A 21,064-nucleotide genomic window follows, 5' to 3' on the forward strand; every position below is an offset into this window, starting at 1 on the left:
TGGCCGAGCAGAAAACGGTGGTGAAGACCATGATGGCCCGCATGTCGCCGTCGGAAAGCCCGGCCCAGATCATCGAGAACTGGGAAACCGAAAACAAGACGCTGATCGAGCCGTTGCAGCAGATGATGACAGATATGGAAACTGGCGGCTGGAGTTTCGCCAAGCTGACCATCGTCAATGCGCTTTTGCGCGAATGGGCGGCTAAGTTGTAGAGACTCATTATGCTGTTAAGCCTGACACCAATGCTGCAAACCGAAAGTATCCCGGAAACCAAACAATGGTATGCCGAGGCGCTCGGATTCACATGCGTTTCTAAGCCGGATGACCACTGGTGCCATCTGGTGAAAGACAAGGTCGAACTGATGTTCATGACCAATGATCATCTGGGAAAGCCACAGGCGACGGCGACGCAGTATGTTGTTGTCGACGATGTCATGGCGCTTTATGACGATATCAAGCACAGGGTGACGGTCGAATGGGGGCCGGAGCGTATGTCTTACGACATGTTGGAGTTCGCTATCAGGGATAATAACGGCTACCTGCTTAGTTTTGGCCAGGATATCAGCAGACCTTGACAAGCCCCTTGTCATCCCGGCGCTTTAGGCCCATTTACGGCTCAGTTACAGCTTAAGGCGCCGCCATGTTTATCCAGACCGAATCCACCCCGAACCCCGATGTGATCAAGTTCATCCCCGGTGAGGTCGTGCTTGAAACCGGCACAAAGGAATTTCGCTCACCCGATGAGGCGAAAGCCTCGCCTCTGGCCGAGAGTCTGTTTGCGCTCGATGGCGTGGCCGGACTGTTCTTCGGCGGCGATTTCCTGACGGTGCGGCGGTCGCCGGAGTCAGATCTGATCTGGGCCCAGCTCAAGCCGCCGATCCTGGCCGCCATCATGGATTTCTACTCATCAGGCCAGCCAATTCTGCGCGAAATCACCGCCAGGGACGAGATCGTCTATGAAGGCGAACTCGGCCAGATTGTCGCCGAGATCAAGGATCTGCTCGATACCCGCGTCCGCCCCGCGGTGGCGCAGGATGGCGGCGATATCGAATTCGACCGCTTCGACCTCGATTCCGGCACGCTTTACCTGCATATGCGCGGCGCCTGTTCGGGTTGTCCGTCGTCTTCCGCCACCCTGCGCCAGGGGGTCGAAAGTCTGATGAAGCATTATGTGCCGGAAGTGAAGTCCATCGAGCAGGTGCTCTAGTTGCAACTCGTCATCGATACCTCGCTGAATGCCTGCGGCCTTGGGCTGTTCGATGGCGAGACCTGCCTGTTTGACATCACCGAAGGCATGACGCGCGGCCAGCAGGAACGCCTGCCGGTCATGGCGCTGGAAGCGTTTCAGGCGACGGGGATCAAAGCCAAAGACCTGACCGCTATAGTAGTTACTCTTGGCCCTGGCTCCTTTACCGGCGTCCGGGTTGGCCTGTCCTTCGCCAAGGGGCTGGCGGCGGGCTCTGGCGTGCCGCTGAAGGGCATCGGTACGCTGGAGGCGCTCGGTCATCACGCGGACCTGCGGGATAAAATCCGTCTGGCGGTGGTGAACGGCGGCCGCGGGCAGATTTATGTCCAGCGGTTTCCGCGAGGTGTGGCGGTTACGCTCGATACCAATGCACCGGAGGATATCGCCGAATTTGCTACCGCGAACCCTGTCGATATCCTGACCGGGCCGTCCGCCGCCCTGCTTTCCGGCTATTGGCCCGAAGCGGCTGAATTCCCCCAAACGTGGCCATCGCTTGACGCCATTTCAAAGCTGGCCGTAGATGCGGGCCACGATGATTTGACCCCGCTCTATATGCGCGAAGCCGACGCCATTGCCTCGACCCGCGGTATTATCAGCCTGAACGCCTGACGCTTATGACCCTGATCCGCCAGCTTGACGCACCGTCCATGCAACTGGAGCACATCCATACGCGGTGCTTCGATTATGGCTGGAGCGAAGGCGTTTTCGCTGACCTGCTGATCAAGCCGCACCACCGCACCTATGTGTTCGAGGTCGAGGGCGAGATCGTCAGCTTCGTGGTGATGACGGTGGTGGCCGGCGAGGGCGAAATCCTGACCATCTGCACCGATCCGGATTTCCAGAAGCGCGGCCTGGCGCGGATGCTGCTTCAGCAGGTCATCAAGGCTCTGCGGGAAGAAGGCGCGGAATCGCTGTTCCTGGAGGTCGCCATCGATAATCCGGCGGCGCTGCGCCTCTATGAAAGCGTCGGTTTCAAAAAGACCGGCCGGCGGAAAGCCTATTACAGCCGCAAGGACAAACCGCCGGTGGACGCCCATATCTTGAGGCTTGCGCTCTGAGGCGCAACACCATACATTTGCGGGACTTTTTGCCTATACCGGAGCTTACGGCCATGGACCGCATAGAACAACAATGTATCGAAAAAGGTATGCGAATGACCGACCAGCGCCGGGTTGTGGCGCGCGTTTTGTCGGCTGCCGAAGACCATCCGGACGTGGAAGAACTGTATCATCGCGCTGCTGCGGTTGATCCCAATATTTCGCTGGCGACGGTTTACCGCACGGTGCGCCTGTTTGAAGAGGCCGGTGTGGTCGAACGCCATGATTTCGGCGATGGCCGTTCGCGCTATGAAGAAGCCGGCAGCGATCACCATGATCACCTGATCAATATCAAGACGGGCCAGGTAATCGAGTTCTTCGATGCCGAAATCGAGAAGATGAAGGAAGCTCTGGCGGAAAAGCTGGGCTACAAGCTGGTCGGCCATAAGCTGGAGCTTTATGGGGTGCCATTGGGCGAAGAGAAGTAAGTCGAAGGGGTCACGGACCCCTTCACCCCAGAACTTGTCCTTAAAATAACAAAAAACCGGACCCTTGGGCCCGGTTTTTTTGTTATTCTCAAAGAATAGTTTCGAGGTACAGGAGGCTGTGCCTCCTGCGTCTTATTGCTTTTTCTCCAATGAATCCCCATAACGCCCTGATGAACGATCACGTCCCCCTAAAGAAGCTCCATATCAAGACTTACGGCTGTCAGATGAATGTCTATGACAGCGAGCGCATGGTCGATATCCTGCGGCCGCTAGGTTATGAGGTGTCCGACAAGGCTGAGGGGGCTGATCTGGTTCTGCTCAATACCTGCCATATCCGCGAAAAGGCCGCCGAAAAGGTCTATTCCGAGATCGGCCGCCTGCGTGAAATGCGCGAGGAAAAGGAAGCGCGTGGCGAAGGCCGCATGACCATCGCCGTGGCCGGCTGCGTGGCCCAGGCAGAGGGCAAGGAAATCATGCACCGCGCCCCGGCGGTCGATCTGGTGGTCGGGCCGCAGGCTTATCACCAGTTGCCCGAACTCATTGCCCGCACGCACCGTTCCAAGGGGGAGCGTCTTTCCGCTGATTTCGCGCCGGAAGCCAAGTTCGATGCCTTGACCGTTGATCGTGAGGTCTCCGGTCCGGCCGCCTTTCTCACCGTGCAGGAAGGCTGCGACAAGTTCTGCACCTTCTGCGTGGTGCCCTATACGCGCGGCGCCGAATGGTCACGCCCGGTCGCTTCTATCCTCGATGAAGCCAGGGGCCTGGCCGCCAAGGGTGTACGCGAACTGACCCTGCTGGGCCAGAACGTCAATGCCTATAACGGCCTGGATGCCGATGGACAGGAATCGACCCTGGCGAAGCTGATGTACGCTCTGGCCGATATCGAAGGTATTGATCGCCTGCGCTACACCACCTCGCACCCCAACGACATGGGCCAGGACCTGATCGATGCGCACCGCGATCTCCCGGCCATGATGCCCTATCTGCACCTGCCCGTGCAGTCCGGTTCGGACAAGATCCTGCGCGCCATGAACCGCAAGCACGGCCGGCAAGCCTATTTCGACCTGATTGATCGCATCAAGGCGGCGCGTCCGGATCTGGCGCTTTCCGGTGATTTCATCGTCGGCTTTCCCGGTGAGACCGACAAGGATTTCGAGGACACGCTCGATCTGATCCGCCGCGTCGGTTATGCCTCGGCCTTCTCGTTCAAATATTCGCCACGTCCGGGTACGCCCGCCGCCGGTATGCCCGGCCAGGTGCCGGATGACGTGGCCGATGCCCGCCTGCAAACCCTGCAGGCCCTGATCATAGAACAGCAGCAGGCCTTCAAGGAAAAGCTGATCGGTCAGACGCTGGACATCCTGTTTGACAAGCCGGGCCGTCTGGCGGGCCAGGCCATCGGCCGCTCGCCCTACCTGCAATCGGTGTTCGTCGAAGACGCCGCCCACCTGATCGGCCAGATTCACAAGGTGAAAATCATCGCCAACAGCAATAACAGCTTGAAGGGTGAGCTCGCCTGATGGCCGCCGTGAAGGACGATTTTATCAACCTGACCGACCCCTGCGTTCTGGCTGTGGTCGGGCCTTCGGAGCGCTACCTCGCCATGATCGAGGGGGCCTTCAAGGTGCTGGTTGAAATGCCGGGTGGCGGCCTGGCCATCTCCGGTGATGCCCGCGCGCGCCAGAAGGCGAAGGCGGTGATCGTAACCCTGGCCGACATGTACGACCAGGGCGTTGATATCGCCGAGGATGATGTCCGCCGCCTGATCAACCAGCCGCAATTGACGGCCCAATCCGGCAAGATTGAAAAAGCATCCGCTGTACCGCTTGATCAGCGCAATACCATCGTCATGGGCCGGCACGGCGCCATCGCCGCGAAAACCGCCGGCCAGGCGGCCTATCTCCATGAACTGGCAACAAACGATCTCGTCTTCGCCCTTGGGCCGGCCGGTTCCGGCAAGACCTTCCTCGCCGTGGCGCATGGCGTTTCGCTTCTGCTCAAGGGGGCCGTCGACAAGCTGATCATCACCCGTCCGGCGGTGGAGGCCGGTGAACGACTGGGTTTCCTGCCGGGCGATCTCAATGAGAAGATCGATCCGTACCTGACGCCGATCTGGGGCGCGCTGGATGATATTCTGGGGCCGCAACTGCTCGCCAAGAAGCGCGAGACCAGGGAAATCGAGGTAGCACCTCTGGCCTATATGCGTGGCCGCACCCTCTCCTATGCCTATGTCATCATCGATGAAGCGCAGAACACCACGCGGATGCAGATGAAGATGATCCTGACGCGCCTCGGCGAAGGCTCGAAAATGGTCGTCACCGGCGATCCGTCGCAGATCGACCTGCCTAATCGCGGTGACAGCGGCCTGGTCCATGCCGTTCATCTGCTCGATCAGGTCGAGGGCGTTGGCAAGGCCGAACTCAAGGCCGAGGATATCGTCCGCCACGAACTGGTGGCGCGTATCGTCCGGGCTTACGATAATGAGTATAAAAGCTGATGGCTGAAGTTACACATCTGATCGACATTGAGGTTGAGGAAGACGGCTGGCTTGATGCCTTGCCGGATGCCCGGTCGGTGGTTGAGACCGGCATATTGGCGGCACTCAACGCCGTTGACGTGACCGAACAGAGCGATATTGTCGTGCTGCTGTGCGATGATGCCGAGATGAAGTCGCTCAATAAGGAATACCGCCAGAAGAACGCACCCACCAATGTGCTCAGCTTCCCGGCCCCGAAAATGAAGGGCATGGCGCATCTCGGCGATATCGCGCTTGGGCTTGAAACCTGTGTGCGCGAGGCCGAGGAACAGCAGAAGACGCTGAAAAATCACGTGCTCCATTTGTCGGTTCATGGCACTCTGCATCTGTTGGGCTATGATCATATGACCGATGAAGAGGCTGAAGAGATGGAAAATCTCGAACGCGACATTCTGAAAAGCCTCAATGTTGCCGATCCTTATGGACCTGAACACACCCATGGCTGAGCCAGACGACTCGTCTAAGAAGTCCTTTCTGTCCTTTTTCGGAATCGGGCCGAAACCGGCGGCAAAGTCCGGCCCCGATTCCACGGAGAGCGAAAACAGTGCCGCCGCTGCGGCCAACCTCATCGACCATGCCCGCGCTTTTCAGTCCTTGAGTGTCGCCGATGTCATGACGCCGCGTGTCGATATTGTCGCCATCGAGCTGTCGAGCACGCTTGCCGATGTTGTGCGCATCTGCATCGAGAGCGAGCATTCGCGTCTGCCGATTTACCGCGACGGCCTGGATGATCCGGTTGGCGTGGTTCATATCAAGGATGTTCTCAAGCTTCTGGCGCCGGAACCGGGCCGCGCGGCGCCGAACTGGGCCGAACCGGTGCTGCACCGCCTGCGCCGTGAACTGCTTTACGTCCCCTCCTCCATGACCACGGCCGACCTGATGCTGCGGATGCAGGCCCAGCGCATCCATATGGCGCTGGTGATCGACGAATTCGGCGGCACGGATGGCCTGGTAACGCTCGAAGACCTGATCGAGGCCGTGGTCGGCAATATTGACGATGAATATGACGAGGCTGGCGATGAGGAAATGCGCGAACTGCCGAACGGCCAGTATGAGATCGATGGTCGCGTCGAGCTGGTGACCCTGGAAGAAAAGCTCGGCCTCAAGCTTTACCCTGAGGAATCCGAGGAAGAAATAGATACCCTGGCCGGCCTGGTGGCGGTGCTGGCGGGGCGCGTGCCCCAGCGTGGCGAGGTCGTGCCCTACGCCGATGCCGGTTTCGATATCGAGGTGCTCGATGCCGATCCGCGCCGCATCAAGCGCCTGCGCCTGCATCGCCGGTTGCCGGCACCTGATATCATGTCCGCCGATGACTAGCCTGGCCGCGTTCCTGAAGCACCCGTTTCTGGCGCCGGTGGTCACCTTCATGGGTGATCCGCGCAAGCGCCCGCGTATGCTGGCGGCGATATCCGGCCTGCTGATTGCCTTTGCGCAGCCGCCTTTCGGTTTCCTGCCCGGCCTGCTCGGCTATGGTCTGTTGCTCTATGCACTGGAATGCCATCTCGGTAACTGGCCGAAACGCACCGCCTTCTTCATGGGCTGGCTGGCCGGCTTCTGTTACTTCCTCGTCTCGTGCTTCTGGGTGGCGGAAGCCTTCCTGGTCGATGCCGAGACCTATGGCTGGATGGCCATCCCCGCTGCCACGCTGTTGCCCGCCGGGATCGGCCTGTTCTGGGGCGGTTTCGCGGTGCTTTATCTGAAGCTGGCCCCAAAGGGCTGGATCAGGTTTGTGTTCTTCGCGGCCCTGTTCTCGGTGTTTGAAATGACGCGCGGCATGGTGCTCTCCGGCTTTCCGTGGAATCCGGCCGGCTCGACCTGGAAAGCTGGCAGCGCCATGTCGCAGATGGCGGCCTATGTCGGGGTCTATGGCCTGGGTTTCGTCACCGTCCTGGCCTTTTGCAGTATCGGGGTGATCCGGCGGGGGAAAGGCGCTGTGGGTTACGCCCCGGCGATCTTCGGTGCTCTGGCGCTTCTGGGCTGTTTCGGCGTCGGCCAGACGCGGCTGATGACCACCCATATCAGCGATACCGGTTACGCCATCCGCTATGTGCAGCCGGCGGTCAGCCAGGCCGCCAAGTGGGACAACGCCAATTTCAGCCACCTGTTCTTTTCCTATATCGGCCTGAGCAAGGCGCCGCCGAAGCCTGGTCATCGCGCGCCCGACCTGATCATCTGGCCGGAAGGTGCCCTGCCGATCATGTGGGAACAGTTGATGGACCCGCGAACGGGTACGGTCGAGGACATGGCCGATCTGCTGACCGACGGTCAGTCCCTGCTGATTGGCACCTCGCGCGAAGACGGCGAGAGCCCGGCGGGCAAGCCGATCTACCGTAATTCGATGCTGGCTCTGCACCGCCAGAATGGCCGTACACGCATCATCGGATCATACAACAAGTTCAAGCTGGTGCCATTTGGTGAGTTCACGCCTTATCAGGACATTCTCAATCCGCTCGGCATGTCGGCCCTGACGCATTTCGATGACAGCTTCACGCCCGGCGAACGCACGCGGCCGCACAGCTTCCCCGGCATTCCGAGGGTTTTGCCATTGATTTGCTACGAAGGCATATTCCCGGCGCTGGATATGACCAGTTACAGACCAAACGACATAATGCGGCCCAAATGGATCATTAACATCTCCAACGACGCCTGGTTCGGCCCGACCACAGGGCCTGTGCAGCACCTCAACCTCGCCAGCTTCCGCGCCATTGAGGAGGGGCTGCCCATGGTCCGATCAACCCCCACGGGAATATCGGGCGTTATAGATCCCCTGGGAAGAGTTGTTCCGGGCACGGCAATAGGTTTAGGTGTAGCGGGATACATGGACGTAACTTTACCGGGCGAGGCAAATGTTACCGCTTTTGCTCAACAAAGGTATGCTTATCCTATGTTTGCTATCATGCTTTGCTTGGGTCTGATTGTTTTTGGCGGGACTTATTCTGTCGGAAACAGGCCTTTATCTGCGAAAAAACGGGCCTGATTGCAAAAAGATGTAGCCCAAAGTGAACAGTTTCGCTATGCGCTAACGTATAATATACAGTTTGGCCGGCTTCCCCCATCGGCCAGGTAAAAAGTAAGAGGCATAAGTTGGACGATAATTTGAAGGCTGAACGTGGCCCGAACCCCGTCGATCTGCACGTCGGCGCCCGCGTCAGAATGCGCCGCAAATTCCTGGGCATGAGCCAGGAAGGCCTTGCCGAGACCATCTCATTGACCTTTCAGCAGGTGCAGAAGTATGAGCGCGGCTCCAACCGTATCAGCGCCTCGAAGCTTTGGGAAATTGCCAAGGCCCTCAAGGCCCCTGTGGCCTATTTCTTTGAGGGCTATGGTGAAAACGAGGCGGTCGAGGGCTTTTCGGAATCGGAATCCGAACAGTTCGTTCATGGTTTCCTGATGACGACCGAGGGCATCGAACTGGCCGAAGCCTTTCCGCGCATCAAAAACGCCAAGCATCGCCGCCGCATTCTCGAACTGGTGCGCAGCCTCGCCGAAGACGACGACGCGTAAGATTTACGGATCTCGGAATGATTAAGGCCCCGCTTTTCCGGAAGCGGGGCCTTTTGCTGTCCGGGTCAGGCAGGCGCGACCGAACAATATCTAAAAAGGCGCTTGATCATATAAACATATCTTTATATGGTTATGGGGAATGCGAAAGCCTTGCTGAAAGTTCTGAACCATGCGCCCCAACTATATCTTCACCAGCGAAAGTGTCTCCGAAGGCCATCCGGACAAGGTTGCCGATCGTATTTCGGACGTTGTAGTCGATGCCTTTCTGGCGCGTGATCCGGAAGCGCGCGTGGCCTGCGAAACCCTGGTAACGACCAATCGTATCGTTCTGGCGGGTGAGGTACGCGCCGGCGATGACCAGATCGAGGAGATCATTGGCGGCCTGGAAGAAAAGGTGCGCCATGCCGTCAAGGATATCGGCTACGCGCAGAAGGGCTTCCACTGGGCCATGGCTGACTATGCCTGCCACCTGCACGCCCAGTCGGCCGATATCGCCCAGGGCGTCGATTCCGGCGACAACAAGGACGAAGGCGCCGGCGACCAGGGCATCATGTTCGGTTACGCGACGGACGAAACCGAGGAACTGACCCCTGCCCCGCTGCAATGGTCGCACAATATCCTGCGCCGCCTGGCCCAGGCCCGTCACGCCGGCGAACATCGCCTGGAGCCGGACGCCAAATCACAGGTGACCGTCCAGTATGAAAACGGCGTGCCGTCGCGCATCCTGAAGATCCTCGTTTCGCACCAGCATCAGGACGGGCTCACCCCTTCCGATGTCGAGGCCATCATCAAACCCTACGCCCTCGAAGTCCTGCCGGCCGGCATGGTGACGGCCGATACCGAGTGGCTGGTCAACCCGACCGGCAATTTCGTCATCGGCGGCCCGGATGGCGACGCCGGCCTGACCGGACGCAAGATCATCGTCGATACTTACGGCGGCGCGGCGCCTCATGGCGGCGGCGCCTTTTCCGGCAAGGATCCGACCAAGGTCGACCGCTCGGCCGCCTATGCCCTGCGCTATCTGGCCAAGAACGTCGTGGCCGCTGGCCTGGCGAAAAAGTGTACGCTCCAGGTGTCCTACGCCATCGGCGTGTCGCGTCCGCTGTCCTTCTATGTCGATACCCACGGCACCGGCCAGGTTTCCGAGGAAAAGCTGGAGGAAATCCTGCCGGAGCTGATCGGCGGCCTGACGCCGAAATCGATCCGCCTGCATCTTGGCCTCAACAAGCCAATCTATGAACGCACCACGGCCTATGGTCACTTCGGCCAGAAACCGGATACTGATGGCGGTTTCTCGTGGGAAAACACCGACCTGGTCGAGGCCCTCAAAGGCGCATTCTGATCAATTCGCTTTGGCAAACAGAACGGAGGGGGTTATACGGCGCCGTATAATCCCCTCTTTTGCATTCAGAGTAAGATGTCCGAAGAAAATACACCGCCTGCCGAATGGGGCCCGATGCGCTCTTTCGGACGGATCAAGTCGCGCAAGCTGAAACCGCAGCAGGCAAGCCTGTTCGATACCCTGTTGCCGCGGATCGAGGCGACAGAGGCGAATGTGAAGGCCGCCCTGGATTCCGGCCATGACCTGTGGCTGGAGATCGGCTTCGGTGGTGGAGAGCACCTGGCGGCGCAGGCGGCCCGGAATCCGGATGTCACCCTCATCGGCTGCGAACCCTTTCTCAATGGCGTCGGCTCGGCTTTGCGCCATATCGCGGACGGAGGGCTGGAAAACGTGCTGATCCTGCCCGGTGATGCGCGCCCCCTGCTCGACAGACTGCCGGAAGCGTCCTTGAGCCGTATTTTTATCCTCTTTGCCGATCCGTGGCCCAAGGCGCGGCACAACAAGCGCCGGTTTATCCAGCTGGAAACCATCGCTGCCTTCGCACGCGCGCTGAAACCCGGTGGCACGGTGCGTTTCGCCACCGACTGGGCGGACTATGCCGACTGGGCGCTGGAACGCTTCCTGGCCAGTCCGGATTTCAACTGGCCGGCGCAATCGCAATCCGACTGGAATACGCCGCCCGCCGATCATGTCACCACGCGTTATGAGACCAAGGGCTTGGGCGACTGCAAGCCGGTGTTTTTCGATTTCGTGCGCAAATAGTCGTCTTCACAACCGTGTGATGTGCCCTCTGGCCAAACCGGAAAAAGTAAGACATGGTTAACCTCCTAACCGGGGGGTATGCGTATGGAGCGTTTGCATAAGCTATCGGCGGGCTTCGTCTTCGCCTTTCTGTGCCTGCATTTTGCCAATCATTTTGTCGGCTTGCTGGGCATCGGGGCTCATGCGCAGTTTATGGACGCCGCCCGGCTGGTCTACCGTCATCCGGTCGTCGAAATGGCGATCATGCTGGCTTTTTTCGTACAGATCCTGACCGGCATTCCCCTGATGATCGAAATCTGGGCGAAGAAAAAGGATTTCATCCACCAGCTTCAGGCGGCGTCCGGCCTGGTCATGGTGATCTTCATCCTTGTCCATGTCGGTGTGATCGCCATTGCGCGGATGGTTTTCAATCTCGACACCAATTTCGAATTTGCGGCGGCCACCTTTACGCCGCCCCTGACCTATGCCGCCTATGGGTTTTATGGCGCCGGGGTCTTTGCGCTGTTTGTCCACTTCGGCTGCATTCTCTATGACGTCTTCAAAAAGACCAGCAAGCCGGTGGGGTGGCTGCTGCTGATCGCCACGCTGGGGGTGGGTGGCTATGCCACATATCTCCTGATGCTGATGTATTCCGGCCATCTGTATCCGGTCACCATTCCGGACGCCTACCAGCACCTGTTTTAAATTCTCCTTGGCAAAATAAAAAAGCGGGCCTATATAGCTTGCCAACATGACCGATTGCCGAAAGGCGACGGCGGCGGCCACAGAGCCTGCCGCCTTTTTTATTGCTTTAGAGACCCCATTTGCGCGCCAAGACGACTGAAGAACGCAAGCTGCTGGAAGCCTTCGACCCCATTGCCGAAGCGCTGGAGCTGGATATCGTGCGCGTGCGCCTGCAGGGTTCGCGTGAGCCCGGCGGTTCGCGCTTCCTGCAGATCATGGCTGAGCGCAAGTCGGATGGCGACATCAATGTCACCCAGTGCGCCCGCCTGTCGCGCGCCATCTCGGCCTATGTCGATGAGGTCGATCCGATCCCCGGTGAATTCACGCTTGAAGTGTCATCGCCTGGTATCGATCGCCCGCTGACGCGCCTCAAGGATTTCGAGACCTACGAAGGTCTGGAAGCGCGCATCGAACTGGACCGTCTGGCCGAGGGGCGCAAGCGTTTCCGCGGCATCCTGGCCGGGATTGAGGATGATCATATCGCCATCGATCTCGAAGGCGAGGAAGAGACCGCGCTGATCCCGTTCGACTGGGTGATCGACGCCAAGCTGATCCTCAATGACGAGCTGATGAAGCGCGGCGCCGAGGCCAGGGCTTCGCGCGGCGATGAAGACGAAGAAGACGACGAAGATTTTGACGACGACTTCGAGGACGATGAAGACCTTGAAGACGATGAACCCGCTAACGACGATAAGTAAGGAACTCAGATGAGCTTCACCGGAATCAGCGCCAACCGCCAGGAATTGCTGCAGATCGCAGAGGCCGTGGCGCGTGAAAAGTCGATCGACAAGACCGTGGTTATCGCCTCTATCGAGGAAGCGATCCAGAAGGCCGCCCGTTCGCGCTATGGCGCCGAGCACGACATCCGCGTCTATATCGATCCGCGCACCGGCGAAATGACCATCACCCGCCACATCACCGTGGTGCCTGATGAAGAGCTGGAAAACGAATACGCCCAGAAGACCCTGACCGAAGCCCTGCGCGACGACAAGGAAGCCTTTGTCGGCAAGGAATATTCCGAAGTCCTGCCGCCGTTCGAGCTGGGCCGGGTCCAGACGCAGATGGCCCGCCAGGTGGTGACGCACAAGGTGCGCGAAGCCGAGCGCGAAAAGCAGTATGACGAATACAAGGACCGCGTCGGCGAAATCGTCAACGGCACCGTCCGCCGCGTCGAATACGGCAATGTCATCGTCGATCTCGGCAAGGGTGAAGGCATCATGCGCCGTGACCAGTCGATCCCGCGCGAAGCTTTCCAGGTCAATGATCGCATCCGCGCCTATATCTATGACGTGCGCCGCGAGACCAAGGGCCCGCAGATCATGCTGTCGCGCGCCCACGGTGGCTTCATGGCCAAGTTGTTTGCTCAAGAGGTGCCGGAAATCTATGACGGCGTGATCGAGATCAAGTCGGTGTCGCGCGATCCGGGGTCGCGCGCCAAGATGGCCGTGCTGTCGAATGACAATTCGATCGATCCGGTCGGCGCCTGCGTCGGTATGCGCGGTTCGCGCGTCCAGGCCGTTGTCGCCGAACTGCAGAACGAAAAGATCGACATCATCCAGTGGTCACCCGATGAAGCCACCTTCATTGTCAACGCCCTGGCCCCGGCCGAAGTCTCCAAGGTCGTGCTCGATGAAGAAGAGGACCGCGTCGAAGTGGTGGTGCCGGACGAACAACTGTCGCTGGCCATCGGCCGTCGCGGTCAGAATGTCCGCCTGGCTTCGCAACTGACCGGCTGGCAGGTCGATATCATCACCGAGTCGCAGGACAGTGAGCGCCGCCAGAAGGAATTCGCCGAGCGCACCGCCCTGTTCCAGGAAGCGCTCGATGTCGATGAGGTCATCGCGCAGCTTCTGGTCACCGAAGGCTTCAGCTCGATCGAGGATCTCGCTTTCGTCGATGAAAACGAAATCGCCGTCATCGAAGGTTTTGACGAAGACACCGCTTCCGAGCTCCAGGCCCGCGCCCGTGACTATCTCGAACGCGAAGCCACCGAGCAGGACAACAAGCGCAAGGAGCTGGGCGTCGAGGACGGCGTTCTGGATATCCGGGGCGTTACCCTGCCGATGGCGGTTGCCCTCGGTCAGGCCGGCGTCAAGACGATCGAAGACCTGGCCGACCTGGCGACCGATGAAATCCGTGGCGGCTTCGAGCAAAAGGGCGGCGAGCGCGTGCGCGTCCCCGGCGCCCTGGAATCGTTCAACCTGTCGGTGGCTGATGCCGAGGCTCTGATCCTCAATGCCCGCGTTGCCGCCGGCTGGATCGAGGCTCCGGTTGTCGAGGAGGCCGAAGAAGAGGCTTACGAGGAAGCCGGTGCATTTGCTGAGGAGGGCGAAGATGTCGCCGACTCCGAACAATGAGCCCGCGCTTTTAACCGACATTGACGACGCCCTGGTCCTTGGCGAAACCGCCAGGGGCCTACCCATGCGCCGCGACATATCGAGCGGTGAGACCGTCCCCGCGGACGGTCTCATCCGCTTTGTCGTGTCTCCGGAAGGGATGCTGACGCCGGATATCGCCCACAAGCTGCCGGGTCGCGGCCTGTGGGTCGCTTCGGAACGCGGTGCCCTTGAAATCGTGCTGAAAAAGAACATATTCAGTCGGGCGGCCAAGCGACAGGTGAAGGCCGAGTCCAATCTCATTCCTCTGGTGCATGATCTGCTGCGCCGCCGCTGCCTTGATCTTCTCGGTCTGGCCCGGCGTGAAGGCGGGCTCGTCAATGGCTTCGAAAAAGCGCTGGCTGCGGTCAAGTCGGGCAAGGCCGGCTGGATCATCGAGGCTTCGGATGGTGCGGAAGACGGCCGCAGGCGCATTTTATACGCCGGCAGCCAGCAAAGCCCCTCGCCAAACGTCTGCGGAAGCTTTAGTAACGCCGAATTAAGTTTGGCTTTGGGCACAGAAAATGCCATACACGTCGCACTCCTGTCGGGGCGGCGCGTGCAGCGTTGGTCTTTGGAAATGAAAAGACTGTCGGGCTTCGAACCCCTGGTGCCGGAAGGCTGGGTAAGAAGGCTGCCGCCCGAAACGCCCGGTTAGTATCGGGCAAGAGACTGTGAGTGTTGGTTCTTCTGCCCTGACTGTATACGGCCACGGTAATGATCGAGCGCTCGTGACGCGGACGGCTGATTTCTGATCGGGCGCCCGAATGACGATATTATTGAAACAGAAGTCGGGCACTCGGGTCAGGCTTCGCAAAAGGTTAGTAGACAAGCCGGATGAGCGACGGAAAAGACGACAAGAACAACGACCAGCCTGCCAATCGTGAGCGCGCGCCGCTGACGCTGAAGCCGCGTGTCGGTGGCAATGTTTCGACAGGTACGGTCAAGCAAAGCTTCAGCCATGGCCGTTCCAAGACGGTGGTGGTGGAAACCAAGCGCCGCATCGGCGCCCCGCCTGCCGGCGCGGGAACCGGTCATGTGCGTCCCGCCGCGCCTGAAATCAACCGTCCGCAACAGTCCCAGGCCCCACGTCCGGCGCAAGGCGCTCCGCGCCCGCAAGGCGGCAGCGCTGGCGGTCTGCGTCAGGAAGAGCAGGAAGCGCGTCAGCGCGCCATCGCCGCCGCGCTGGCCGATCAGGAACGCAAGGCCGCCGAAGCGCGCGCCGCCGCGGCCCGTGCCGAAGCCGCCAAACCGGCGCCGGTTGTTCCGCAGGCGCCCCAGCCGGCCACCCCGGCCGCAGACGCAAGCCCGCGTGCTTCTGAGCCGGCGGCCGTGACGCCCCAGGCGCCGCAACCCGCCCCCGCCGCGCCGGCGCCTGCCCCGCAGCAGCCGGCTTTCCGCAACGAGCGTGCCCCGCGTTATGACCAGCGGGCAGAGCGTCCGCAACAGGGCCAGCGTTCCGACGCGCCTCGCGGCGAGCGGACGCCCTATCCGTCACGCGATCCGAATACCTCGCGGCCGCCTTATCCGCCAAGAGACGGACAACGCGAAGGCCAACGTGATGGCGCGCCGCGCGGCGATCGTCCCTATACGCCGCGTGATCCGAATGCGCCGCGCACCCCGCGCGATCCTAATCGTCCGTTCACGCCGCGTGATCCCAACGCCCCGCGTACCCCGCGTGACCCGAATGCGCCGCGTGCCGAACGCGGCGAAACGGTGCGTTACAATGTTAATTCGCCGCGCCCGCCGCGTCCTGGTCAGGGCGTTTCCGCCAATGCGCCCGCCACGCCGGAAGTCGATCGTATTCGTTCGTCGCGTGGCGCCACGGGGATGGCCGGCAAGGCGCTCGATACCCGCAAGACGGATGACGATGATCGCGGCACCAAGCGCGGCAAGGCCGGGGCACCGGTCAAGGCCGTGTCGCAGACCCGTGGCGAGCCCAAGCGCCGCGAAGGCCGCCTGACCCTTCAGGCCGTTGTCGGTGACGACGAGGGCACGGCCGACCGCATGCGCTCGCTGGCCTCGGTCCGCCGCGCCCGCGAACGTGAGCGTGAAAAGCGTAAGGGCCATACCACCGAGCAGGCGCGCGTCTCCCGCGAAGTGGTCATCCCCGACATCATCACCGTGCAGGAACTGTCCAACCGTATGGCTGTCCGCGCCGTCGACATCATCAAGTTCCTGATGCGCCAGGGCATGATGCTGAAGATCAACGACGTGATCGATACCGATACCGCCGAGCTGGTGGCTTCGGAATTCGGCCACACCGTCAAGCGCGTGTCGGAATCCGACGTCCTGGAAGGCTTCATCGATGCCGAGGACCATTCGGACGACACCGCGCCGCGTCCGCCGGTCGTGGCCGTCATGGGTCACGTCGATCACGGCAAGACCTCGCTGCTCGACGCCTTGCGCAAGGCGGATGTCGCCTCCGGTGAAGCCGGCGGCATTACCCAGCACATCGGCGCCTATCAGGTCCGCCTGCCCTCGGGTGACAAGGTAACCTTCCTCGATACGCCGGGCCACGCCGCCTTCTCGGCCATGCGGGCCCGCGGTGCCAATGTCACGGATATCGTGGTGCTGGTCGTGGCGGCGGATGACGGCGTCATGCCGCAGACGATCGAAGCCATCAACCATGCCCGCGCCGCCAAGACGCCGATGATCGTGGCGATCAACAAGATCGACAAGCCGGGCGCCAAGCCGCAGAACATCATCAACGAGCTGCTCCAGCACGAAGTGGTGGTGGAAAGCCTCGGCGGCGACACCCAGGTGGTCGAGGTTTCGGCCAAGACCAAGCAGGGCCTTGATCAACTGATCGAAGCCATCCTGCTTCAGGCGGAAGTGCTCGACCTGCGCGCCAATCCGGATCGCACGGCCGAGGGCATTGTCATCGAATCCAAGCTCGACAAGGGCCGGGGTCCGGTGGCTACCGTCCTGGTCAAGCGCGGCACCCTGAAGCGCGGAGATATCCTGGTCGCCGGTTCGAGCTTCGGCCGCGTCCGCGCCCTGATCAATGAGCGCAATGAGCAACTGAGCGAAGCCGGTCCTTCGGAGCCGGTGGAAGTGCTGGGGCTCGATGGCGCGCCGGAGCCGGGTGAAGCCTTCGCTGTGGTGGAGAATGACGCCCGTGCCCGTGAAATCACGGAATACCGCGAACGTGTCCGCCGCGAAAAGACCGTCGCTCCGGTCGGCGCTGTCTCGCTCACCGACATGATGAGCAAGCTGGCCGACAAGAAGGTCAAGGAGCTGCCGCTGATCATCAAGTCGGACGTGCAGGGGTCTGGTGAAGCCATTGTCGGCTCGCTGGAAAAGCTGGCCACCGACGAGGTCCGTGCGCGGATCATCCATTCGGCTGCCGGCGCCATCACCGAATCCGACGTGCAACTGGCCAAGGGCTCGGGCGCACCGATCATCGGCTTCAACGTTCGTGCGGGCAAGCAGGCGCGTGATCTGGCCGAGCGCGAAGGCGTCGAAATCCGCTACTATTCGATCATTTATGACCTGATCGACGACATCAAGGGCGTGCTGTCGGGCATGTTGGCGCCGATCCAGCGCGAAACCTTCCTCGGCAATGCCGAAATCCTCGAAGTCTTCGATATTTCGAAGGTCGGCAAGGTGGCGGGTTGTATCGTCAAGGAAGGCAAGATGCAGAAGGGCGCCCGTATCCGTATCCTGCGTGATGACGTCGTCATCCAGGAAATGGGCATTCTCTCGACGCTCAAGCGCTTCAAGGACGAGGTCAACGAGGTGCAGGTATCGCAGGAATGCGGCATGGCCTTCAACGGCTTCCAGGATCTCAAGAAGGGCGATTTCATCGAATGCTTTACGGTCGAGGAAATCAAGCGCACGCTCTAATCTTTTAAAACGCTTTTGGCCCGGATCATTCCGGGCCAAATTCGTTTTAAGGGTTAGGTGTTTGTTTTCATTCCTGATGTGTTATGGGGTGTGGGGTCTGTGACCCCACATCTTCTTTTTAGAAACCCTGGCTATGCTCGACACCACAGATTTTGACCCCGCCCATTATGTCCTGATCATCAAGTGCCCGGATACGCGAGGCATCGTGGCGGCCGTCTCCGGCTACCTGAATGACAACGACATTTCGATCGTTGAATCCAACCAGTTCAACGATGCTTTGGGTGACATGTTCTATGTCCGCGTTGTGTTCCGGCAGGCCGGTCCGAAGATGCCGCCGATGGCGACCCTGCGTGACGGCTTCAAGCCGATCGCGCATCGTTTCTCAATGGACTGGGAGATTCACAGCCTGGCCAATAAGCCCAGGGTGCTGATCGCGGTATCGAAGTTCGGTCACTGCCTGAATGAGCTTCTCTATCGCTGGCGGTCCGGCCTGCTGCCGGTCGATATCGTCTGCGTGATGTCAAACCACGACGATATGCGTTCCCTGGTCGAATGGAGTGGCATTCCTTATGTCTGCCTGCCGACGAAAGGTATTGGCAAGTCGGAGCAGGAGGCCGAGTTTCTCAAGCTGATCGAAGACTATCAGGCCGATCTGGTGGTGCTGGCGCGCTATATGCAGATTCTATCGGACGACCTGGCGCGCCGGCTGGAAGGGCGCTGTATCAATATCCACCACTCGTTCCTGCCCAGCTTCAAGGGCGCCAAGCCCTATCACCAGGCGCACGCTCGCGGGGTTAAAATCATTGGCGCCACGGCGCACTATGTCACATCAGATCTGGATGAGGGCCCGATCATCGAGCAGGACGTCCAGCGCGTCCATCACGGCCTGACGCCGGAGCAACTGGTGGCCATTGGCCAGGATATAGAGGCGAGGGTGCTGGCGCGGGCCGTAACCTGGCACGCCGAGCGCCGGGTGATTATCAACGGCGCGAAGACGGTTGTTTTCAGCTAAAAGATAATCTTGAAAACAGCGATCCAGAAGATCGAGCAATAAACCGTCAGTCCCGCAAGTGTATAGATAAAGGGATACTTGCGATCGTCGGTGGCGGTGCGAACATGTGCGCGGCTGCCGAATATACGGTCAAAATCCTGCTGTGCCATGAAGGCTGATATATAGGGCGCTTGTGCATAGCAGATGGCCGTAGCGGACTGGCGGGAAGTACTTTGCATAAGGGTCTGGGGGCTAGAGGGACGAAAAACGCTTATTTGGGGTATTACGCGCGCGGAATCTGGCTTTTTTGGGTTTAAAAAAGAAATTGGTCATAAAAAATTAATACTTTTGTCAAAAGCGCCCATAGCGATTCGGTCTCAATGACAAAATCTCCCAATCTGACTTGGGTTTGTTACCGGTTCAAAAGCTTGATGATTGCGTAGGCTATGCCAAACCACACCGCGCTGCAGATAATAAATGTGGCGGCCAATGTGATGGCAAATGGAATTTTCTTTTCAGCCGTATCCTGAATGCCCTGGTCTGCTTCGGATTGCGAAGGCAGGGGCGTATAGCTCAACAGGTATGATGCTTCATTCTTTTTGACCGTATCGTCAAAACCGAAGGTTTCGCTCGGAACATATTTCGCCAAAACAGGTACTCCACTAACACTATAATACACCAAATACGCTAATTTTTCGCCAGAGTCAAAAAATTAACCAGATGAGAGCCTCTTTCAGGTAAATTTTGTCTTAATACCGGCGCCCTCACTTTGAAATAGTGAGCCCTGATTCTTCGTTTTCCGGACATGGCCGCACCTTTATCCAATATCAAATTTTTTTGCGCAACCAAGACGGTGCTGCGATGCAGCATTGCTTGTATCTCTTTACCAGTCAGGCGCTTTTGAATACTGGAGTGCCGATTTTATGCGTGCATTGATACTTGATCACTGCAAAGCAATAAATACTTCAAGCCGCCGATGCCTTTCGGATGAAAGGCACTTTTAGGGTCAGATAGGTGCCGGCACGCCATAGCCATTCCAGGGGGCCATAAAGGAAGCCCTTGAACCACAGATGGGCGAAAATGACCTGTGCGATAAAGGCCGGTATGGCGATCAGCACGGCGGTCGATTGCAGCATGGTGGCGTGCAGCCCCAGGCCGAAACTGTAAAAGACCGGCACGAAGACAACCGACTGCAGCACATAAAGCGTCAGGGTCATGCGACCGGCCGGGGCCAGCAGGTTCAAAAGGCCGTGGGCGAAGCCGTAATAGAGGCAGAGGAAGCCCATCATCAGCACGGTCATCAGGCTCAGGTCGAACCAGCCGGAAAGCATGGTATCCCACAGGCTGCGCGGCATGAATACGGCCTCGGATGTCGGCATCAGCGCCACCAGGACTGGCTTGCCGTATGTCAGGCCGATGGCGCAGAGTCCGGCTATGGCCAGGGCGACCAGGCGGAAGCGGATAAAGCGCTGCGGCTGGCTGAAGAAGTGGATGCGGCCCAGCACCATGCCGATCAGTGACAGGCCCAAAATCTGGCTCAGGCGGCCGGACTCATACATGAAGGACCACTTGAAGGGATGGCCGTCCACCCAGTTCATGCGTATGGTTTCCAGCAGGCTCTTGCCGGTGAGATAGGCTTCGGGTGTGGCGGCGGTCCAGAAGCCGGGGGCCTTGTTGGCCCAGGCGGCGCCATTCAGCGCGCTGATGATCTGGAAAATCTGGATAGGTTGCAGCAGGAAGAAGACGCCGAGCGCCACGAGCAAGGTATTTGATTTCAGGCGATAAAAGGGCACGAGGAAGACCCCCATCAGCGCCAGGACTTCCAGCACATCGCCGCGATACCACAGGCCGTGGATGATGCCGATCAGGCCCAGCAGGGCCAGCCGCCACAGGAAACGGACAGTGAAATCAACACCGCGCTTGGCGGCGCGATCCATGATGATGAAGAAGGACACGCCGAAGCACAGGGCTAGCAGCGAAAAGGATTTGCCCGCGAAGGTGGTGAAGATGATGTTATGCCACAGAAGCTGCGTCGGGTCTGTGGTCGGGTGCGCCCAATAGAGTTCATAAAGCTCCGGCATATGCACCAGGAACAGCCCCATCAGGGCGAAGCCGCGCAGGGCGTCCAGCCCCTCCATGCGAGGCACGAAATCCGGTTTCAGCGCAGCCATGTTTACCCCCGTTGTCAGTATGGTTTTTCCCTGCATAGCG

The 21,064-nt window shown here is 59.6% G+C and carries 23 protein-coding genes; 20 read left to right on the forward strand and 3 right to left on the reverse strand.

What is annotated here, in order from left to right:
- The 20 genes from ACTHND_RS07030 to purU all read left to right on the forward strand — a co-directional run.
- On the forward strand, nucleotides 1–212 hold a 212-nt coding region (locus ACTHND_RS07030), incomplete at its 5' end, for a hypothetical protein (protein ID WP_440177145.1).
- A 9-nt stretch (nucleotides 213–221) separates the two neighbouring features.
- Nucleotides 222–575, forward strand: a complete 354-nt coding sequence (locus ACTHND_RS07035; RefSeq protein WP_440177147.1) for a VOC family protein — start codon at nucleotides 222–224, stop codon at nucleotides 573–575.
- A gap of 65 nt (nucleotides 576–640) precedes the next feature.
- On the forward strand, nucleotides 641–1,207 hold the full coding sequence (locus ACTHND_RS07040; RefSeq protein WP_440177149.1) for a NifU family protein: 567 nt from the start codon (nucleotides 641–643) through the stop codon (nucleotides 1,205–1,207).
- Nucleotides 1,208–1,855, forward strand: coding sequence for a tRNA (adenosine(37)-N6)-threonylcarbamoyltransferase complex dimerization subunit type 1 TsaB (gene tsaB / locus ACTHND_RS07045; RefSeq protein ID WP_440177151.1), 648 nt, complete (start codon nucleotides 1,208–1,210; stop codon nucleotides 1,853–1,855). It abuts the gene before it with no gap.
- Between the two features lie 5 nt (nucleotides 1,856–1,860).
- The gene (gene rimI, locus ACTHND_RS07050; protein ID WP_440177153.1) at nucleotides 1,861–2,304 is read left to right on the forward strand and encodes a ribosomal protein S18-alanine N-acetyltransferase; all 444 of its coding nucleotides are present in this window, start codon (nucleotides 1,861–1,863) and stop codon (nucleotides 2,302–2,304) included.
- A 53-nt stretch (nucleotides 2,305–2,357) separates the two neighbouring features.
- On the forward strand, nucleotides 2,358–2,771 hold the full coding sequence (locus ACTHND_RS07055) for a Fur family transcriptional regulator (RefSeq protein WP_440177155.1): 414 nt from the start codon (nucleotides 2,358–2,360) through the stop codon (nucleotides 2,769–2,771).
- A 170-nt stretch (nucleotides 2,772–2,941) separates the two neighbouring features.
- On the forward strand, nucleotides 2,942–4,291 hold the full coding sequence (miaB, locus tag ACTHND_RS07060) for a tRNA (N6-isopentenyl adenosine(37)-C2)-methylthiotransferase MiaB (protein ID WP_440177157.1): 1,350 nt from the start codon (nucleotides 2,942–2,944) through the stop codon (nucleotides 4,289–4,291).
- Nucleotides 4,291–5,268 carry a PhoH family protein gene (locus tag ACTHND_RS07065; protein WP_440177159.1) on the forward strand — a complete coding sequence of 326 codons (978 nt, stop codon included), beginning with the start codon at nucleotides 4,291–4,293 and terminating at the stop codon, nucleotides 5,266–5,268. The genes miaB and ACTHND_RS07065 overlap by 1 nt, the downstream gene beginning before the upstream one ends.
- Nucleotides 5,268–5,753, forward strand: coding sequence for an rRNA maturation RNase YbeY (gene ybeY, locus ACTHND_RS07070; RefSeq protein ID WP_440177161.1), 486 nt, complete (start codon nucleotides 5,268–5,270; stop codon nucleotides 5,751–5,753). Before ACTHND_RS07065 ends, ybeY begins: the two co-directional genes overlap by 1 nt.
- Entirely contained in the window at nucleotides 5,713–6,624 is a 912-nt protein-coding gene (locus ACTHND_RS07075; RefSeq protein WP_440177163.1) for a hemolysin family protein, read from the forward strand. Before ybeY ends, ACTHND_RS07075 begins: the two co-directional genes overlap by 41 nt.
- Entirely contained in the window at nucleotides 6,617–8,284 is a 1,668-nt protein-coding gene (gene lnt, locus ACTHND_RS07080; protein WP_440177165.1) for an apolipoprotein N-acyltransferase, read from the forward strand. The genes ACTHND_RS07075 and lnt overlap by 8 nt, the downstream gene beginning before the upstream one ends.
- 107 nt (nucleotides 8,285–8,391) lie before the next feature.
- Nucleotides 8,392–8,811: a helix-turn-helix domain-containing protein gene (locus tag ACTHND_RS07085; RefSeq protein ID WP_440177167.1), complete on the forward strand. Its 420-nt coding sequence runs from the start codon at nucleotides 8,392–8,394 to the stop codon at nucleotides 8,809–8,811.
- A gap of 169 nt (nucleotides 8,812–8,980) precedes the next feature.
- On the forward strand, nucleotides 8,981–10,153 hold the full coding sequence (gene metK / locus ACTHND_RS07090; RefSeq protein WP_440177169.1) for a methionine adenosyltransferase: 1,173 nt from the start codon (nucleotides 8,981–8,983) through the stop codon (nucleotides 10,151–10,153).
- A gap of 75 nt (nucleotides 10,154–10,228) precedes the next feature.
- Nucleotides 10,229–10,915 (forward strand): tRNA (guanosine(46)-N7)-methyltransferase TrmB, encoded by a 687-nt coding sequence (trmB, locus tag ACTHND_RS07095; protein ID WP_440177171.1) that lies wholly within the window; start codon nucleotides 10,229–10,231, stop codon nucleotides 10,913–10,915.
- 84 nt (nucleotides 10,916–10,999) lie between these two features.
- Nucleotides 11,000–11,599, forward strand: coding sequence for a hypothetical protein (locus tag ACTHND_RS07100; RefSeq protein ID WP_440177173.1), 600 nt, complete (start codon nucleotides 11,000–11,002; stop codon nucleotides 11,597–11,599).
- A gap of 119 nt (nucleotides 11,600–11,718) precedes the next feature.
- On the forward strand, nucleotides 11,719–12,336 hold the full coding sequence (rimP, locus tag ACTHND_RS07105) for a ribosome maturation factor RimP (protein ID WP_440177175.1): 618 nt from the start codon (nucleotides 11,719–11,721) through the stop codon (nucleotides 12,334–12,336).
- A gap of 9 nt (nucleotides 12,337–12,345) precedes the next feature.
- Nucleotides 12,346–13,995 carry a transcription termination factor NusA gene (gene nusA, locus ACTHND_RS07110; protein ID WP_440177177.1) on the forward strand — a complete coding sequence of 550 codons (1,650 nt, stop codon included), beginning with the start codon at nucleotides 12,346–12,348 and terminating at the stop codon, nucleotides 13,993–13,995.
- A 64-nt stretch (nucleotides 13,996–14,059) separates the two neighbouring features.
- A complete protein-coding gene (locus ACTHND_RS07115) occupies nucleotides 14,060–14,671 on the forward strand; it encodes an RNA-binding protein (RefSeq protein ID WP_440177179.1) in 612 nt (203 codons plus the stop codon).
- A 179-nt stretch (nucleotides 14,672–14,850) separates the two neighbouring features.
- Nucleotides 14,851–17,862, forward strand: a complete 3,012-nt coding sequence (infB, locus tag ACTHND_RS07120) for a translation initiation factor IF-2 (RefSeq protein ID WP_440177181.1) — start codon at nucleotides 14,851–14,853, stop codon at nucleotides 17,860–17,862.
- 133 nt (nucleotides 17,863–17,995) lie between these two features.
- Nucleotides 17,996–18,874 (forward strand): formyltetrahydrofolate deformylase, encoded by an 879-nt coding sequence (gene purU, locus ACTHND_RS07125; RefSeq protein WP_440177183.1) that lies wholly within the window; start codon nucleotides 17,996–17,998, stop codon nucleotides 18,872–18,874.
- On the opposite strand, the gene ACTHND_RS07130 is transcribed toward purU, so the two are convergent.
- The 3 genes from ACTHND_RS07130 to ACTHND_RS07140 all read right to left on the reverse strand — a co-directional run bounded on the left by ACTHND_RS07130 (nucleotide 18,871) and on the right by ACTHND_RS07140 (nucleotide 21,024).
- Nucleotides 18,871–19,092 carry a hypothetical protein gene (locus ACTHND_RS07130; protein ID WP_440177185.1) on the reverse strand — a complete coding sequence of 74 codons (222 nt, stop codon included), beginning with the start codon at nucleotides 19,090–19,092 and terminating at the stop codon, nucleotides 18,871–18,873. The genes purU and ACTHND_RS07130 overlap by 4 nt on opposite strands.
- Nucleotides 19,093–19,265: 173 nt before the next feature.
- The gene (locus tag ACTHND_RS07135) at nucleotides 19,266–19,502 is read right to left on the reverse strand and encodes a hypothetical protein (RefSeq protein ID WP_440177187.1); all 237 of its coding nucleotides are present in this window, start codon (nucleotides 19,500–19,502) and stop codon (nucleotides 19,266–19,268) included.
- 316 nt (nucleotides 19,503–19,818) lie between these two features.
- Complete coding sequence (locus tag ACTHND_RS07140; RefSeq protein WP_440177189.1) at nucleotides 19,819–21,024, reverse strand: DUF418 domain-containing protein; 1,206 nt, start codon at nucleotides 21,022–21,024, stop codon at nucleotides 19,819–19,821.
- Between the last annotated feature and the right edge of the window lie 40 nt (nucleotides 21,025–21,064).

The organism is Asticcacaulis sp. (assembly GCF_051954415.1).
GTDB lineage: Bacteria > Pseudomonadota > Alphaproteobacteria > Caulobacterales > Caulobacteraceae > Asticcacaulis.

Excerpts from the sequence above, each read along its gene's own strand:
- ACTHND_RS07035 (WP_440177147.1), top strand. The coding sequence starts at position 222 with ATGCTGTTAAGCCTGACACCAATGCTGCAAACCGAAAGTATCCCGGAA.
- ACTHND_RS07040 (WP_440177149.1), top strand. The coding sequence starts at position 641 with ATGTTTATCCAGACCGAATCCACCCCGAACCCCGATGTGATCAAGTTC.
- rimI (WP_440177153.1), top strand. The coding sequence starts at position 1,861 with ATGACCCTGATCCGCCAGCTTGACGCACCGTCCATGCAACTGGAGCAC.
- ACTHND_RS07055 (WP_440177155.1), top strand. The coding sequence starts at position 2,358 with ATGGACCGCATAGAACAACAATGTATCGAAAAAGGTATGCGAATGACC.
- miaB (WP_440177157.1), top strand. The coding sequence starts at position 2,942 with ATGAACGATCACGTCCCCCTAAAGAAGCTCCATATCAAGACTTACGGC.
- ACTHND_RS07065 (WP_440177159.1), top strand. The coding sequence starts at position 4,291 with ATGGCCGCCGTGAAGGACGATTTTATCAACCTGACCGACCCCTGCGTT.
- ybeY (WP_440177161.1), top strand. The coding sequence starts at position 5,268 with ATGGCTGAAGTTACACATCTGATCGACATTGAGGTTGAGGAAGACGGC.
- ACTHND_RS07075 (WP_440177163.1), top strand. The coding sequence starts at position 5,713 with ATGTTGCCGATCCTTATGGACCTGAACACACCCATGGCTGAGCCAGAC.
- lnt (WP_440177165.1), top strand. The coding sequence starts at position 6,617 with ATGACTAGCCTGGCCGCGTTCCTGAAGCACCCGTTTCTGGCGCCGGTG.
- metK (WP_440177169.1), top strand. The coding sequence starts at position 8,981 with ATGCGCCCCAACTATATCTTCACCAGCGAAAGTGTCTCCGAAGGCCAT.
- trmB (WP_440177171.1), top strand. The coding sequence starts at position 10,229 with ATGTCCGAAGAAAATACACCGCCTGCCGAATGGGGCCCGATGCGCTCT.
- ACTHND_RS07100 (WP_440177173.1), top strand. The coding sequence starts at position 11,000 with ATGGAGCGTTTGCATAAGCTATCGGCGGGCTTCGTCTTCGCCTTTCTG.
- nusA (WP_440177177.1), top strand. The coding sequence starts at position 12,346 with ATGAGCTTCACCGGAATCAGCGCCAACCGCCAGGAATTGCTGCAGATC.
- ACTHND_RS07115 (WP_440177179.1), top strand. The coding sequence starts at position 14,060 with ATGCGCCGCGACATATCGAGCGGTGAGACCGTCCCCGCGGACGGTCTC.
- infB (WP_440177181.1), top strand. The coding sequence starts at position 14,851 with ATGAGCGACGGAAAAGACGACAAGAACAACGACCAGCCTGCCAATCGT.
- purU (WP_440177183.1), top strand. The coding sequence starts at position 17,996 with ATGCTCGACACCACAGATTTTGACCCCGCCCATTATGTCCTGATCATC.
- ACTHND_RS07130 (WP_440177185.1), bottom strand. The coding sequence starts at position 19,092 with ATGCAAAGTACTTCCCGCCAGTCCGCTACGGCCATCTGCTATGCACAA.
- ACTHND_RS07140 (WP_440177189.1), bottom strand. The coding sequence starts at position 21,024 with ATGGCTGCGCTGAAACCGGATTTCGTGCCTCGCATGGAGGGGCTGGAC.